Annotated in this window: 14 protein-coding genes; 9 read left to right on the top strand and 5 right to left on the bottom strand. The window is 65.1% G+C overall.

Translation table 11 applies throughout. From position 1 onward, the window contains the following. The first annotated feature begins 91 nt into the window (after positions 1-91). The 5 genes from QM612_RS10585 to QM612_RS10565 are packed head-to-tail and all read left to right on the top strand — an operon-like array spanning position 92 to position 4452. Complete coding sequence (locus QM612_RS10585) at positions 92-688, top strand: hypothetical protein (protein ID WP_415253853.1); 597 nt, start codon at positions 92-94, stop codon at positions 686-688. Between the two features lie 10 nt (positions 689-698). Further along, positions 699-896 (top strand): helix-turn-helix transcriptional regulator, encoded by a 198-nt coding sequence (locus QM612_RS10580; protein WP_415253852.1) that lies wholly within the window; start codon positions 699-701, stop codon positions 894-896. A 42-nt stretch (positions 897-938) separates the two neighbouring features. Beyond that, on the top strand, positions 939-2480 hold the full coding sequence (locus QM612_RS10575) for an alpha/beta hydrolase (protein ID WP_415253851.1): 1542 nt from the start codon (positions 939-941) through the stop codon (positions 2478-2480). A gap of 26 nt (positions 2481-2506) precedes the next feature. Then, positions 2507-3262, top strand: a complete 756-nt coding sequence (locus tag QM612_RS10570; RefSeq protein WP_415253850.1) for an ATP-binding cassette domain-containing protein — start codon at positions 2507-2509, stop codon at positions 3260-3262. Beyond that, on the top strand, positions 3259-4452 hold the full coding sequence (locus tag QM612_RS10565; RefSeq protein ID WP_415253849.1) for an ABC transporter permease subunit: 1194 nt from the start codon (positions 3259-3261) through the stop codon (positions 4450-4452). Before QM612_RS10570 ends, QM612_RS10565 begins: the two co-directional genes overlap by 4 nt. Before the next feature lie 81 nt (positions 4453-4533). Here the strand turns inward: QM612_RS10565 and QM612_RS10560 are convergent, their stop codons facing one another. The 5 genes from QM612_RS10560 to rpmH form a co-directional block, all read right to left on the bottom strand. Next, complete coding sequence (locus QM612_RS10560; protein WP_415253848.1) at positions 4534-5583, bottom strand: energy transducer TonB; 1050 nt, start codon at positions 5581-5583, stop codon at positions 4534-4536. Between the two features lie 220 nt (positions 5584-5803). Next, on the bottom strand, positions 5804-7141 hold the full coding sequence (gene mnmE / locus QM612_RS10555; protein WP_415253847.1) for a tRNA uridine-5-carboxymethylaminomethyl(34) synthesis GTPase MnmE: 1338 nt from the start codon (positions 7139-7141) through the stop codon (positions 5804-5806). A gap of 268 nt (positions 7142-7409) precedes the next feature. After that, a complete protein-coding gene (gene yidC / locus QM612_RS10550; protein WP_415253846.1) occupies positions 7410-9050 on the bottom strand; it encodes a membrane protein insertase YidC in 1641 nt (546 codons plus the stop codon). Positions 9051-9075: 25 nt separating this feature from the next. Next, positions 9076-9555, bottom strand: a complete 480-nt coding sequence (rnpA, locus tag QM612_RS10545) for a ribonuclease P protein component (protein ID WP_415253845.1) — start codon at positions 9553-9555, stop codon at positions 9076-9078. A 44-nt stretch (positions 9556-9599) separates the two neighbouring features. Continuing rightward, the gene (gene rpmH / locus QM612_RS10540) at positions 9600-9740 is read right to left on the bottom strand and encodes a 50S ribosomal protein L34 (protein WP_156640208.1); all 141 of its coding nucleotides are present in this window, start codon (positions 9738-9740) and stop codon (positions 9600-9602) included. A 193-nt stretch (positions 9741-9933) separates the two neighbouring features. Between rpmH and dnaA the strand changes: the two genes are divergently transcribed. From dnaA to gyrB, 4 genes are all read left to right on the top strand, one after another. Further along, positions 9934-11262 (top strand): chromosomal replication initiator protein DnaA, encoded by a 1329-nt coding sequence (dnaA, locus tag QM612_RS10535; protein WP_415253844.1) that lies wholly within the window; start codon positions 9934-9936, stop codon positions 11260-11262. Between the two features lie 254 nt (positions 11263-11516). Next, positions 11517-12617 carry a DNA polymerase III subunit beta gene (gene dnaN, locus QM612_RS10530; RefSeq protein WP_415253843.1) on the top strand — a complete coding sequence of 367 codons (1101 nt, stop codon included), beginning with the start codon at positions 11517-11519 and terminating at the stop codon, positions 12615-12617. 97 nt (positions 12618-12714) lie between these two features. Further along, positions 12715-13803, top strand: coding sequence for a DNA replication/repair protein RecF (gene recF, locus QM612_RS10525; RefSeq protein ID WP_415253842.1), 1089 nt, complete (start codon positions 12715-12717; stop codon positions 13801-13803). A 100-nt stretch (positions 13804-13903) separates the two neighbouring features. Then, complete coding sequence (gyrB, locus tag QM612_RS10520; protein ID WP_415253841.1) at positions 13904-16387, top strand: DNA topoisomerase (ATP-hydrolyzing) subunit B; 2484 nt, start codon at positions 13904-13906, stop codon at positions 16385-16387. The last annotated feature ends 73 nt before the right edge of the window (positions 16388-16460 follow it).

Here is a 16460-nt window from a genome sequence, read left to right as displayed (position 1 = left end):
GCTTTCTCGGCGTGGGCCTGGCCCTCATCGTGCTGGGCATCGTGTTCATGGCCAAGGGGCGCAATGACGACAAGGACAAAGGTCCCCGTCCATGACCGTGCGGCGCTGGATGTGGATTTTCATCGCGATCGCGCTGGCTGCGTTCACGCTGGCTGCCGCCGGCCGCTTCCTGCTGGCATGGCCGGACTACGCCGTTGGCGCGTGGGTTGGCATTGGTGGTGGCTATCTGATCGCCGCCTTGCTGATGCTGGTGTTGCCGCGCTGGTGGCGTCAGCACTGCGACGAGATGTTCGCGACGCAGGCATCGCGGCGCTACCAGCGCGCGGTGTGGCCGGCGATGATCGTTTACTCGCTGCTGCTGTTTGCCTCGATGTGGTGGATCAAGCGCGGCATCGAGCCGGTGGCCTTGCGCGCGCTGGTGGCGGTGGCGCCGGTATTGCCACTGCTGTTCTTCCTGCGCGCGGCGCTGCGTTACCTGCGCGAGATCGACGAACTGCAGCGCCGCATCGAAACCGAGGCCATCGGCATCGCCAGCCTGCTGGTATCGATGTTGTATTTCGCAGGTGGCCTGCTGCAACAGGCCAAGGTCATCGATGTCCATGCCGGCAACATGATGATTATGGTGTTCCCGCTGCTGTGCGGCATCTACGGCATCGCCAAGATGGTGTTGACCCGGCGGTATCTGTGAGGCGCGCGTCGTGAACAACCGCCTGCGCGAATTGCGCGATGCCCAGGGCTGGTCACAAGGTGAACTGGCCGAGCGGCTGGACGTCTCACGCCAGACCATCAATGCGCTGGAAACCGGCAAGTACGACCCGTCACTGCCACTCGCCTTCCGCATCGCCCGTTTGTTCCGCCGCCGCATCGAAGACGTGTTCCTGCCCGATGAAACCTGATTCCTTTCCCGCTGCTTGCAACCAGCCAACGAGGTTGTCCCGATGAACTCCCGCAAGACCAGATTCGTCATCGCCATCGCAATTGCCTGCGCATTGCTTGGCTACCGCGCGCTGAAACCCAAGGACGAAACCAGCACAGGCAAGGCCGATGCGGCATCCGCGCCCGTCGCACCACTCAAGCCGGTGATGCTGGGCAAGATTCCCTTCACGCCATGCAACCTCAGCTCAACCATGAGCCGCGACACGCTGGAAGCACAGTGCGCGACTTTCGAGGTGCCCGAAGACCGTGCCAATCCGGCTGGCCGCAAGATCGCGCTGAACATCGCCTGGCTGGAACCCACCGGTAGCGGCGAGAAGATGCCGGATCCGCTGTTCCTGCTTGCCGGCGGGCCCGGCCAGGCGGCGGTGGAAACCTTCCCGGCGATGAATCCGATCCTCAAGGAAGTGCGCAAGCTGCGCAGCGTCATCCTGATCGACCAGCGCGGCACCGGCAAATCCAACCTGTTGTCCTGCGATGCCGTGGATGGCGAGGATGACGGCGATAGCTCGCCGGAAGCGATGCAGGCCGCAGCGGGCAAGTGCGTGGAAACGCTGTCGAAGAAGGCCGACCTGCGCCACTACACCACCACCGATGCCGTGGCCGATCTGGAGGCGGTACGCAAGGCGATTGGTGCCGCGCAGGTCAACCTGATGGGCGTGAGTTACGGTACGCGCGTGGCACAGCAGTACGCGATGCGCCATCCCGACGTGACCCGCAGCATCGTGCTGGATTCGCCGGTGCCGAACACGCAAGGGCTTGGCAACATCTTCGCCCGCAATCTGGACGATGCCCTAGCGCTGCAGTTCGCACTGTGTACCAGGACGGCAACCTGCAAGGACAAGCTGGGCAACCCGCGTGCCGAACTTGATGCACTTCTGGCGAAGCTGCGCGCCGCCCCCGTGACGGTCAGCTACCACGACGCCAGTACCGGTGAACAGCGCCAGGACGTGTTGCGCGCGGAAACGGTTGCGGGGCTGGTGCGCATGTATGCCTACATGCCGGCGGCTGGTGCGCTGTTGCCAAAACTCATCCACGAAGCCAATGCAGGCCGCTACGAAAACCTGATGGCGCTGTCGCAGATGATGCACGGCGAAATGAAGGACGCGATGGCGATGGGCATGCAGCTGTCGGTGATCTGCAGCGAGGACGCCGACAGCATGGTGGCGCGCGAGGAAGACAAGGACACCGTGCTCGGCAACCTGATGCCGGAAGGCATGGCCGCGATGTGCAAGGCCTGGCCGAAGGGCAACGCGCCCGCCGATTTCCACAAGGCACTTGCGACCAAGGTGCCTGCGCTGGTGCTGGCGGGTGAGTTCGACCCGGTCACCCCGCCGCGCTATGGCGAGGAAATCGTCAAGACACTGCCGAACGGTCGCCTGTTCGTGCTGCGCGGGCAGGGCCATTCGGTACTCGGCGCTGGCTGCATGCCCAAGCTGTTCGCGCAGTTCGTCGAGAAGGCAGACGCCAAGGCGCTGGATGGCAAATGCCTCGACAAGCTGGCCTATACCCCGCCGTTCACCAGCTTCAATGGCTGGGAACCCTGAGCCCACGACCACCAAGGAATGATTCGATGATCGTTGCAGAACAACTTCGCAAGACTTTCCCGGGGCGAGGGAAAGACAAGACGCGCGTGGTCGCCGTCGACAACGTGGGCTTCACCGCCCGCGACGGCGAGATCACCGGCCTGCTAGGCCCGAATGGCGCCGGCAAGACCACCACGCTGCGCATGCTCTATACCTTGATGACGCCGGAAACCGGGCGCGTGCTGGTGGATGGCATCGACGTGGCCACCTATGCCGAACGTGTACGCCGCAACCTGGGCGTGCTGCCGGATGCGCGCGGCGTCTATAAGCGCCTGACCGCGCGCGAGAACATCGACTATTTCGGCGAGCTGCATGGCATGTCGCGCGATGCCATCAACGCACGCACCGCGAAACTGGCGGCTGCGCTGCAGATGGAAGACTTCCTCGACCGCGCCACCGAAGGCTTTTCGCAAGGCCAGCGCACCAAGACCGCGATCGCCCGCGCGCTGGTGCATGACCCGAAGAACGTGATCCTGGACGAGCCCACCAACGGCCTGGACGTGATGACCACGCGCGGCCTGCGCGGCTTCCTCAAGGAACTGCGCGCGGAGGGGCGCTGCGTGATCTTCTCCAGCCACATCATGCAGGAGGTCGCCGCGCTGTGTGACCGCATCGTCATCATCGCCCACGGCAAGGTGATGGCCGAAGGCAGCACCGACGATCTGCGTGAACAAGCCGGTGAAGCCAATCTGGAAGATGCATTCGTGAAACTGATCGGCAGCGACGAGGGCCTGCACGCATGAACAAGACTTCGTTCTTCGGCAGCATGTTCACGGTCATGCGCAAGGAATGGCGTGACTTTTTCCGTGACCGCCGCACCTTCCTGCTCAGTCTGCTGGTTGCGCCACTGCTGTATCCGCTGATTTTCCTCGGCCTTGGCAAGCTCACCCAGATGCGCGCGGAAACCCAACTGGAGAAAACACTGGACGTGCCGGTGGTCGGCATGGAACGTGCGCCAAATCTCATCAAGTTCCTTGCCAGCTACGGCATCGAGGCAAGGCCGGCACCGGCCGACATCGAAGCCCGCATCCGCGCCCAGCAGGAAGACCTGGCCTTGGAGATTGACAAGGACTTCGCTGAAAACTGGCAATCCGGCAAACCGGCCAAGGTGGACATCATCACCGACACCACCCGGCGCAATGCCGACGTGGCCGTGGCCCGCGTCAGCAAGTTGCTGGAGGGCTATGGCACCAGCGTTGGCAGCCTGCGCCTGCTGGTGCGCGGCATCAATCCGGGTGTCGCCGCGCCGCTGCATGTCGGCACTCGCGACATGGCCACGCCGGAAGCCAAGAACAGCCAGTTCATGTCGATCATCCTGCCGATGATCCTGACCATCTTCGCCTTCATCGGTGGCGCGCATCTGGCGATGGATACCACCGCCGGCGAACGCGAACGGCAATCGCTGGAACCGCTGCTGGCAACACCGGCTTTGCGCGCGGCTCTGGTGGGCGGCAAGATGCTGGCCGCTGCATTGCTGGGCATGGTTTCCATGCTGCTGATCCTGGTCTCGTTCAAGGTCTCGGCCACGCTGGCAAGCGGCATGGCCAAGCAGATGGATGTCAGCTTCCTGGCGATGGGCAAGCTGCTGCTGATCCTGCTGCCGCTGGTGCTGATCGGCACCTCGCTGATTACCGCGCTGGCCGCGGGTGCCAAGAGCATGAAGGAAGCGCAGAGCCACATCATGTGGCTGATGATGCTGCCGATGCTGCCGGCTTACGGGCTGATGGCCTATCCGCTCAAGGACACGGCGGCGTGGCAGTACGCGGTGCCGTTCCTGTCGCAGAACCAGCTGATCCAGAAAATCACCCGTGGCGAAGCCGCGTCGATGCAGCAATGGGCCTTGTACCTTGCCAGTTCGCTGGCACTGGCCGCGGTGCTGTGGGCGGTGGCGGTGTGGCGCTACAAGCAGGAGAAGCTGGCGATCTCGGCCTGATCCACGTTGCCACGGATCGCCACACATGAAAAAGCCCGGCATTCGCCGGGCTTTTTCGTTGCTGCATGTTGTTGCGGCTGCTTACATTTCGAACGAGATCGTGCGGCGCGTGGTGGTGGCGCGTTCGATCGGCTGGAAGCGCCAGCGCTTCACGGCAGCCAGTGCTTCGCGTTCGAACTCGCGCTCGAACTGGCGCTGGCCATCGTAGGACACCGATCGCGCGTCGCTGACACTGCCATCGGCCGCAACCGTGAACTCGACCTGCACCGAACCCTTGGCACCGGCACGCTGCGCGGCCTGCGGATAACGCGGGCCCGGTTGCGAAATCGGGCGCAGCGCCGTGCCCGAGGCTGCCGCCGGGCGGGACTGCTGCGCCGGTGCGGCGGCAGCGGCCTGCTGCTGGCGTTGACGTTCGGCTTCGGCGGCAGCCTGGCGCTGGCGCTCGGCCTCGGCAGCGGCGGCAGCCTGGCGCTGACGCTCGGCTTCGGCGGCTTCCGCCTGCACGCGCTGCTGTTCGGCGGCTTGTACCTGCTGGCGCTGCTGTTCCTGCAGTTTGCGCTGGTCTTCCTCGCGTTGCTTGGCAAGATCGGCCTGCCGCTTGGCTTCTTCCTCGGCGGTCAGCTTCTGGGTTTCCACGCGCTTGAGTGCAGCGGTTTCACCACTGGCGATGCTGGACTTCAGGCGTGCCAGTGCCGGGTGGCTGCTGTCGGCCTTTTCGATCAACGCGGCCAGACGCTTGGCTTCGGCAAAATCCTCACGGGCCAGGCCCTGCTCGGCGGCGATCACCGTCATCGGCAGCAGGTCGGTCAGCGCGCTGGAAGCACCGGCATCACCCGGCACCTTGTCGCGCAACGCAAGGTAGTACTCCATCGCATTGCTGCCCGCCGGTGCATACAGGCGGTTGTCGCCGTAGGCCTTGGAGGCTTCGCTGCGAAGTTCGTCCGGGCCCATGGCCGACACCGATGCGGCCACCACCGATTCCGGCGTGGGCGCAGGTGCCGCGGCTTGCGCGGCAGCGGCTGCAGGATCGGTTGCAGCAGCGTCTTCCTTCTTGCATGCACCCAGCGCGCAGGCGATGGCCACGGCCAGCGCAACGGGTGCCATGCGGCGGAACGGGTTCATTGCGGTCATCGTGCGTTTCCCCTTGGTTGTGCGCGGCGCGCCGGTCGATGGAACGGAACAACCCGCTTGGCATTGTTGCCCGATGTTGCGGCGCATGTCATTGATCTTCATCGATATCTGCGGCCAATGTCACCCTCTGCTGCCATTCAGGGCACGGCTGCGCCCCTCGAATTGACGCACATCGTCGCTGATTGACGCACAGGGTCGGCGCAGGTGCCGCCTGCGCTCGTCATTTGCCGATGCAGAACTGCGAAAAGATGTGGCCGAGCAGGGCATCGGCATCCACATGCCCGCCGATCCGGCCCAGTGCGGCATGCGCCTGCACCAGCGCTTCGGCGGCAAGCTCCAGTCGTTCCAGCGCCAGTTCCGAAGCCGCAAGCTCCAGGTGCGCAGCGGCTTCGTCCAGCGCCTGCACATGCCGCGCGCGCGCGCTGAAGCCGCCTTCGCCGCCGTTTTCACCGAGTCCAGACAGCGCCAGCAAGCGGCGATGCAGTTCGGGCAGGCCAAGCCCGGTATGCGCGGAAACCGCCAGCGCATCCGGCCCGAGCTGCGGCAACGCCGGCAGCAAGTCCGCCTTGTTGTGCAGCCACAGCAGGTGCGCCGCATCGGCGATATCGGCGGCAACGGCGGCGCGTCCCGCCTCCGGTTCGCGTGCATCCAGCACCACCAGCGCAAGATCGGCGCGCCCAAGTTCATGGCGGGCGCGGCGGATGCCTTCGGCTTCGATCACATCACCGGTTGCTTCGCGCAGGCCGGCGGTATCGACCAGGGTCAACTCCACGCCATCGATGCGGATGGTTTCGCGCAGCAGGTCGCGGGTGGTGCCGGCCTGTTCGGTGACGATGGCGCGTTCGCTGCCGGCCAGTGCATTGAGCAGCGAACTCTTGCCGGCATTCGGCGGGCCGATCAGCACCACATGCAGACCATCGCGCAGCACTTGTCCCTGCGCCGCATCACGACGCAACGTTGCCAGTGAAGTGATGGCGGCCTGCAGGCGTTCGCGCAACAGGTTTCCGCCAAGCGTGTCCAGCGGTTCGTCGGCGAAATCGATGGCGGCTTCCACATGCACGCGGATCGCCAGCACGCTTTGCATCAAGGCATCGACCTGCCGCGAGAACACGCCATCCAGCGAACGCCGCGCGGCGCGTGCGGCACGTTCATCGCCCGCCGCGATCAGGTCGGCGATGGCTTCGGCCTGCGCCAGATCGAGTTTGCCGTTGAGGAAGGCGCGCTGGCTGAACTCGCCGGCCTGCGCCTGTCGCGCGCCGAGCGCAACGCAGCGGGCCACCAACTGCCGCAGCAATACCGGGCTGCCATGCGCCTGCAGTTCGGCCACGTCTTCGCCGGTGAAACTGGCCGGCGCGCGGAACAGCAGGGCGATGCCGTCGTCGATGACATCGCCTTGTGCATCGAGGAAACGCGCGTAATGCGCGATGCGCGGCGTCAGCGGTTTGCCGGTGATGGCGTTGGCGATGGCAGCGGCGTGCGGCCCCGACAGCCGCACGATGCCCACGCCGCCGGCTCCGGGCGCGGTGGCGATGGCGACGATGGTGTCGGTTTCAGACATGTGCAGATGATTGCAGACGGATCGCCTTGATGCTGCACGGTGCCAGGCATCCCGCAGGCCAACCCATGTTCAAGACACGCCGTGAATACCCGCTGTGCGGGCCCGGCCCGCGATTGTAAATCGCGGGCGTTCCGCTTCGCGCGAAGCAATGCTTCGCAAGCGCTTGCCTCACCCATGTAGGCTTCTCGGCGACATCCCTGTCGCCGAGCGTCTTGTCCATGGGTCGGCCACGGGCTGCCTGGCGAGCAGCCTCGGGCAGCGGATCACATCACGCCTTCGCCGGTTCCTCGGCATAGCGCCGGGTGTTCCACCACTGCTGCAGCAAGCCCAATGCGCCATTGGTCACCCAGTACAGCACCAGACCCGCCGGGAACATCACGAACATCACCGCCATCACCAGCGGCATCATCTGCATCATCTTCTTCTGCAACGGGTCTGCAGCCATCATCGGCGACATCTTCTGGGTCAGCCACATGATCGCGGCATTGAGCACCGGCAGGATGAAGAATGGGTCGCGCGCGGTCAGGTCGTTGATCCAGCCCATGATCCACGGCGCCTGGCGCAGTTCCACCGCTTCCAGCAGCACGTAGTACAGCGCCAGGAACACCGGCATCTGGATCAGGATCGGCAGGCAGCCGCCGGCGGGATTGATCTTTTCCTTCTTGTACAGCTCCAGCATCGCCATCTGGAACTTCTGCTTGTCCTCGCCGTAACGCTCCTTGAGCTGCTCGATGCGCGGCTGGAACTTGCGCATCTTCGCCATCGACTTGTACTGCGCGGCAGACAGCGGATACAGCAACAGCTTGATGATGACCACCAGCAGCACGATCGCCCAGCCCCAGTTGTGGGTCAGCTTGTGCAACAGCGTCAGCAGCCAGTGGATCGGCTTGGACAGCACGGTGAAGATGCCGTAATCCATCGCAAGGCCAAGACCGGGCGCGGTGGCGTCCAGCTGGTCGGCCAGCTTGGGGCCGATCCACAAGGTGGCATCGCTGGTGAACTGCTGGCCGGGCGCGAGCGTCACGCGCGGGCCGAGCGCCTGGATGTGGTGCGCGTTGCCGCTGGTGCCCAGCGAATACAGCGCGGCCTGATCCTTCTGCGGCACCCATGCACCCAGGAAGTAATGCTGCGACAGGCCCACCCAGCCGCCGGTGACCTGCATGTTCAGCGGGCCATCCTTGACGAAGTTGGGGAACTTGCGCTTCTCGTATTTCTCTTCCGGGCTGTACCACGCCGCGCCGTTGAGGCTGAAGGCCTCCGGATTGGTGAAGCCGCGCTTGGCCTGCGGTGGCACGCGCACAAGCCGGCGCTCGATCTCGCCCGTCCACGGCGTGCTGCCGGTGTTGACGAGTGCATCGCGCACGCGCAGCGCATAGCTGCCATGCGCCAGCGTGTAGGTGCGGCGCAGTTGCATGCCGTTGCCGGCATTGGCGATGAAGCGTACTTCAACGGCCTTCGTGCCATCGGCCTGCACGACCTCGCGCGCATTTCCTTCGGCCTGCAGCGCCAGTTCCACGCCTGCCACCGAACGCCATGCGGCGCTGGCCTGGAAATAATGCGTCGGGTCGGTATCCAGCAGCAGCACGGGCGCGCTGCCTTCCGCGCGGGTCTGCGGGTACTTCAACAGTTCGGCACGCACCACATCGCGACCATTCACGTCCAGCACCAGCACGTCGTTGCGCAGGCGCACGACGGGCGCGGCGGGTGTTGCACTGGCAATGGGCTGCGTCGTGGCCGTCGTGGCAGCACCGGGCACCTGCGCCGTCGGCACGTTCGCCTGCGCGGCAGGTTGAGCCGTGGTCGGAATGGTCGGTGCTGTGGCGGCAGCGCGCTCCTTGCCCCATTCCATCCACAACAAGGTGGCCACCATCAGCCAGGCAAGGATCAGGAAAGTACGGGTCTGGTTCATCAGGCAGGCAGGCTCGGTGTCGCGCTTACTGCGCGGCTTCTTGGATGGAAGGGGATGTGGCGGGCGGCATTGTGCCGGCGGGTGCGCGCAGCGGCAACGCGCCGGCCCGTTGCAGCAGCGCATCGAAGGCCCGGCGCAGGGCCACGCCATCGGCCTGCGCTGCAGCGGAGCGGGCCACGATCACGTAGGCACCGCCGCGCAAGCCAGCACGATGATGGCGGAAGGCATCGCGCAAAATGCGCTTGATGCGGTTGCGCCCCACCGCGCGCGGATCGACCTTGCGCGAGACCGCAAGCCCAAGCCGGGGCGGGGCGTCGTCGGGCAGCCAGTGCAGTGCAAGCCGGGGTTCGGCGGTGCGCTTGCCGGATTCGAACACGCGGGCGAACTCGGCCTTGGCGCGTACCCGCGCCGCGCGCGGGAAGCCGGCATCGACCGCGCGATGCGCAGACGCGACAACGCCGGCATCCCGTGGGGATACCGGCGCTGCGTTCGTTGCATGTGTCATCAAGGCGGATCCGGCAACAAACCGGATGCGCGACCCCAACGGGGTCAGACGGTCAGACGGCGGCGGCCCTTGGCACGACGACGCGCCAGCACCTTGCGGCCATCGGCGGTCTTCATGCGGGCGCGGAAGCCGTGGTCACGCTTGCGCTTGAGGTTGCTGGGTTGATAGGTGCGCTTGGTCGCCATGACGGGCCTGCTGCTGTTTTCGCGGAGAAAGACTCGGGATGATAGCGCCCTTGGCGGTTTCGGGCAAGTCGTTCGACCTCGGGCCGCATCGATTCCGTCGCGCTTGCGCCTGTGGGCGGGGGTGTTAACCTGCCCAGCTCCCGATCTTATCCACAGGCGTCGCCCCGGCGACGCCAGCCGAGACCATTTCGCCATGGATGTCTGGCCCGCCTGCCTGCGCTACCTCGAAGCCGAACTGCCCGCCGAGGATGTGCGCACCTGGCTGAAGCCGCTGCAGGCCGACCGCCACGCAAGCGGCATCGTCCTGTATGCGCCCAATGCCTTCGTTCGCGACAAGGTGCAGGATCTCTACCTGCCGCGCATCCGCGAGCTGGCCACCCACCACGGTGCCGGCCCGGACGTCATCCTGGAAATCGGCGCGCATCGCCGCATTGCCGAACCACCGCCACCTGCATCGGCAGCACGCGCGCAACCTCAAGCGATGCAGGCCGAACCGTTCAGCGGCAATGTCGATACCCATTACACCTTCGACAACTTCGTCGAAGGCCGCAGCAACCAGCTGGCGCGCGCCGCCGCCTGGCACGCCGCGCAGAAACCCGGCGAACGCAGCCACAACCCGCTTTTGCTTTACGGCGGCACTGGCCTGGGCAAGACCCATCTGATGTTTGCCGCCGGCAATGAAATGCGCCGGCTCAATCCCAACGCGCGGGTGCTGTACCTGCGCTCCAATGCCTTCTATGACGCCTTCTTCCGCGCCCTGCAGGACAAGACCACCGACCAGTTCAAGCGCCAGTTCCAGCAGATCGATGCGCTGCTGATCGACGACATCCAGTTCTTCGCCGGCAAGGACCGCACCCAGGAGGAGTTCTTCCACACCTTCAATGCGCTGTTCGAGGGCAAACAGCAGATCATCATGACCTGCGACCGCTACCCGCGCGAGGTCGATGGCCTGGAACCGCGACTGAAGTCGCGGCTGGGTTGGGGGCTATCGGTGGCGATCGACCCACCGGACTTCGAGACCCGCGCCCAGATCGTGCTGAGCAAGGCGCGTGAGCGCGGCGCGCCGATACCCGATGAAGTCGCCGCGCTGATCGCCAAGAAGATGCGCAGCAACGTGCGCGAGCTGGAAGGCGCGATCAACAAGCTCACTGCGCAGGCCGGCCTGCTGGGTCGCCCGGTGACCTTGGAGTTCGCCCAGGAAACCCTGCGTGACCTGTGGCGTGCGCAACAGCAGGCCATCAGCATCCCCAATATCCAGAGGGCCGTGGCAGACTACTACGGGATTCCGCTCAAGGAGATGGCGGGGAAGGCCAGAACTCGCTCGCTCGCGCGGCCACGCCAGGTGGCCATGGCGCTAGCACGGGAACTGACCGACCGCAGTCTGCCCGAGATCGGGATGGAGTTCGGCGGACGCGACCACACCACCGTGCTGCACGCCTGCCGGCAAGTCCAGCAACTCATGGAAGGCGACGGCAAGCTGCACGAGGACTGGGAAAAGCTGATCCGCAAACTCAGTGAATGACATCGGGACAGGCTGTGGACAAACCGTGTACAAACCGCGCACGCCGAAATCATCCACAGCTTGTCCGCAGTTTCCACCGGAGTTCTACAGGGCTTTGCAACCCGAATAAATCAAGTTAAAACAACAACTTGGATACGTTATCCCAAGATTTTCGCGACACCAGCACCACCTGTTTTTAAGATTTATCCATCTTTCAAAAGCCAAGGGCTTCCGATCCGGACAGCTCAAAACCAGACAAAGGGGAAGGGGTCCTCATGCGGTTCTCCCTGCAACGCGAAGTCCTGCTCAAGCCGCTGGCACAGGTGGTCAACGTCGTCGAACGGCGGCAGACCCTGCCGGTGCTGGCCAACCTGCTGGTCAAGGTGCGCGACGGCCAGCTGTCGCTGACCGGTACCGATCTGGAAGTCGAAATGGTGTCGCGCACCGGCGTCGATGACGCACAGGACGGCGAAACCACGATTCCCGCACGCAAGCTGTTCGAGATCGTCCGCGCCCTGCCCGACGGCAGCAAGGTCACGGTCAGCCAGACTGGCGACAAGGTCACCGTGCAGGCCGGGCGCAGCCGTTTCAGCCTGGCCACCCTGCCCGCCAACGATTTCCCCTCGATTGACGAGGTCGAAGCCGCCGAGCGCGTCAGCGTGCCGGAAAGCGCGATGAAGGAGCTGATCGAACGCACTGCCTTCGCCATGGCCCAGCAGGACGTGCGCTATTACCTCAATGGCCTGCTGTTCGACCTGCGCGATGCGGCCCTGCGCTGCGTGGCGACCGACGGCCATCGCCTGGCGCTGTGCGAGGCCACGCTGGAGGCCGGCACCGGCAGCAAGCGTCAGATCATCATCCCGCGCAAGGGCGTGACCGAATTGCAGCGCCTGCTGGAAGGCGGCGACCGCGTGCTGGAACTGGAACTGGGCAAGGGCCACATTCGGGTCAAGCGCGACGATGTCACCTTCACCAGCAAGCTGATCGACGGCAAGTTCCCGGATTACGAGGCCGTGATCCCGATTGGCGCCGACCGCGAAGTGAAGATCGACCGCGAAGTCCTGCGCGCTGCCCTGCAACGCGCCTCGATCCTGTCCAACGAGAAATACCGTGGCGTGCGGGTCGAAGTATCGCCGGGCCAGCTCAAGATCAGTGCGCACAACCCGGAACAGGAAGAAGCGCAGGAAGAAGTGGAAGCAGATACCACGGTCGATCAGCTGGCAATCGGCTTCAACGTGAACTATCTGCTGGATGCCCTCTCCGCCCTGCGCGACGAGTTCGTGGTGTTGCAGCTGCGCGATGCCAATTCCTCGGCACTGGTGCGCGGTGCAGACAGCCACCACGCGCGTCATGTGGTGATGCCGCTGCGCCTCTGATGGCGGGCATGTTCCACGTGAAACACGCACAACGACGCCCGGTTTCCGCCGGGCGTCGCCGTTTTTGCCGTTGCCGGGCGGCGAAGGCAGCCCGCGCATGCTGATCCAGTGCCTGCGCGCCATCTCCCTGCGCCGCTTTGTCGAAACCGAACTCCTGCCCGGCCCCGGCTTCAACCTGATTACCGGCGACAACGGCAGTGGCAAGACCAGCCTGCTGGAAGCCCAGCACCTGATGGCGCATGCCCGCAGTTTTCGTGGGCGGGTGCGTGACGGCCTGATCCGCCAGGGCGACCCGGCCCTGCAGGTCTATCTGCAATGGCGGGCCGGCAGCGGCCAGTCCCATCGCGCCGGCTTGCGGCATGCCGGCGGTGACTGGGAGGCCAAGCTGGATGGCGCAGCGGTCGCGCACCAGGGCGAGCTGTGCAAGGCGCTGGCGATCATCACCTTCGAGCCTGGCAGCCATGCCCTGATCGACGGCAGCAGCGAAACCCGCCGCCGATACCTGGATTGGGGTTTGTTCCACGTGGAACCTTCCTTCCTTCCGCTATGGCGACGCCATGCCCGTGCGCTGAAGCAGCGCAATGCCCTGTTGCGCCAAGGTCGCCCGGATGCCCAGCTGGATGCGTGGGAACACGAACTGGCGCAGGCCGGCGAGGCATTGAACGCCCATCGCGAAGACTATATGGCCCGGCTGCAGCCGCATTTCCAGCGCTTGATCGATGAGGTATTGCCTGCTGCTGGTGCCGCGCATCTGGTCCTGCAACCCGGCTGGAAGCAGCAGGAACTGGCGCTGGCCGATGCCCTGCTGCTGTCGCGTGAGCGCGATCTGGCGCTGGGCCATACCTCGGTTGGCCCGCATCGCGCCGACCTGAGGCTGGAACTGTCCGATCTGCCGGGACGGGATGGCCTGTCACGCGGACAGACCAAGCTGGCTGCGCTGGCCCTGCTGCTGGCGCAGGCCTCGCAGCTTGCACAGCAGACCGGCGACTGGCCGGTGTTGCAGCTGGATGATCTGGCCTCCGAGCTTGATCGCCACCATCAGTGCCGGTTGCTGGCATCCCTCGCCACCAGCGGCGCGCAGGTGTTCATTACCGGCACTGAACCGCCGCCGGGGCTGGATGGAATGGATGTGCCGATGGCGATGTTTCACGTGGAACACGGCCAGGTTTCGCCGCGCGGCAGCTGAGCCGGCAAGCGGCTGAAACCCGCGATTGATATACTCCGCGTTCCCATAGCGAATGTGTCGCAGCGTGCTTTTCGGCAGGCCTGCGGCCCCGAAGGCGTCGATGTCGCAGAACGAGCAAACCCCCGGCAATCCGTCCGCAACCCCCGCGTCCGGCAGCAATTACGACGCCAACAGCATCACCGCGCTGGAAGGCCTGGAGGCCGTTCGCAAGCGTCCGGGTATGTACATCGGCAACGTCAACGACGGCTCCGGCCTGCACCACATGGTGTTCGAGGTGGTGGACAACGGCGTTGATGAAGCCCTGGCCGGCCACGCCGATGCGGTGCGGGTCATCATCCATGCCGACGGTTCGGTCTCGGTCTGGGACAACGGGCGCGGTATCCCGGTGGGCCGGCACGCCAAGGAAAGCGAAAAGCAGGGCCGCGACATCTCCGCCGCCGAGGTGGTGATGACCGTGCTGCACGCTGGCGGCAAGTTCGACGACAACAGCTACAAGGTCTCCGGTGGCCTGCATGGCGTGGGCGTGTCGGTGGTCAATGCGCTGTCCGAAAAGCTGCTGCTGGACATCTGGCGCGATGGTTACCACTACCAGCAGGAATATCGCCACGGCGAGCCGGTGTATCCGCTCAAGCAGCTTGAGCCTTCCGACAAGCGCGGCACCGAGGTGCGCTTCTGGCCGTCGGCGGTGGCGTTCAACGACAACGTCGAGTTCCACTACGACATCCTCGCCCGCCGCCTGCGCGAGCTGAGCTTTCTCAATTCCGGCGTGAAGATCGAGCTGATCGACGAGCGCCTGGACGGCAAGCACGACGTGTTCCAGTACGAAGGCGGCATCCGCAGTTTCGTCGAGCACCTGGCCCAGCTGAAGACCCCATTGCACCCCAATGTGATCTCGATCAGCGGCGAACAGGACGGCATCGTCGTCGATTGTGCCGTCCAGTGGAGCGATGCCTATCAGGAAACGATGTTCTGCTTCACCAACAATATCCCGCAGAAGGACGGCGGCACCCACCTGACCGGCTTCCGCGCCGCCCTGACCCGCACCCTGACCCGCTACATCGAGCAGAGCGGCATCGCCAAGCAGGCCAAGGTGGCACTGTCGGGCGATGACATGCGCGAAGGCATGATCGCGGTGCTGTCGGTGAAGGTGCCGGATCCGGGCTTCTCCTCGCAGACCAAGGAAAAGCTGGTCACCGAGCCGGTGCGGCCGGTGGTGGAGGCGATCTTCGGTGCCAAGCTGGAAGAGTTCCTGCAGGAAAACCCCAACGAGGCGCGCGCGATTGCCGGCAAGATTGTTGATGCCGCCCGCGCCCGCGAGGCCGCGCGCAAGGCGCGCGACCTGACCCGCCGCAAGGGCGCGCTGGACATCGCCGGCCTGCCCGGCAAGCTGGCGGACTGCTCGGAAAAGGATCCGGCGCTGTCCGAGCTGTTCATCGTCGAGGGTGACTCGGCCGGCGGCTCCGCCAAGCAGGGCCGCAACCGCAAGACCCAGGCCGTGCTGCCGCTGCGCGGCAAGATCCTCAACGTCGAGCGCGCGCGCTTCGACCGCATGCTGTCCAGTGCCGAGGTCGGCACGCTCATCACTGCGCTTGGCACCGGCATCGGCAAGGACGAGTACAACCCGGACAAGCTGCGCTACCACCGCGTCATCATCATGACCGACGCCGATGTCGATGGCAGCCACATCCGCACCCTGCTGCTGACCTTCTTCTACCGGCAGATGCCGGAGCTGATCGAGCGCGGCCACGTCTATATCGGCCTGCCGCCGCTGTACAAGATCAAGCAGGGCAAGAACGAGTTGTACCTGAAGGACGATGCGGCGCTGGACGCCTATCTCGCCAATAATGCGGTCGATGGCGCGCAGCTGGTGCCCGCCGCCGGCGAACCGGCGATCGATGGCGCGGCGCTGGAAAGCCTCCTGTTGGCCTATGCGAAGGCGCGCGAAGCCATCACGCGCACCGCGCATCGCTACGACCCGCGCGTGCTGGAAGCACTGATCGATTTCACCCCGCTGGATGCCGCAACGCTGGCAGACAACATCGACGAAGCGCACGAACTGGACGCACTCGCCGCACGGCTCAACCAGAGCGGCCTTGGCAAGCCGCGCTATCGGTTGCGCCTGCAGCCGGGCAACGAGTCACGGCAGCCGGCGCTGCTCATCATCCGCCAGCACATGGGCGAGGAACTGACCCAGGTGTTGCCGCTGTCCGCGTTCGATCATGGCGAACTGAAGCCACTGCGCGATGCCGCCGCCCTGCTGCATGGCCTGGTCCGCGAAGGCGCGCAGATCCTGCGCGGCAACCGCGCGCAGCCCATCACCAGCTTCGCGCAGGCGCAGGCCTGGTTGCTGGAGGAAGCCAAGAAGGGTCGCCAGATCCAGCGCTTCAAGGGCCTGGGCGAAATGAACCCGGAACAGCTGTGGGACACCACGGTGAACCCGGACACCCGCCGCCTGCTGCAGGTGCGGATCGAGGATGCGGTGGCCGCAGACGCGATCTTCAGCACCCTGATGGGCGATGTGGTGGAACCGCGCCGCGAGTTCATCGAGGACAACGCATTGAAGGTCGCCAACCTCGACGTGTGACCCAAGTTTGGCGTTGACGCGGTTTGAAGGTCGTTGCCGCTACAACGGCAGCATCATCCGACGAGGGGATCCG

This window comes from Thermomonas sp. (assembly GCF_047606765.1).
GTDB lineage: Bacteria > Pseudomonadota > Gammaproteobacteria > Xanthomonadales > Xanthomonadaceae > Thermomonas.
The sequence above is the reverse complement of the archived record's forward strand: the minus strand, read 5'-3'. Positions and strand labels throughout refer to the sequence as shown.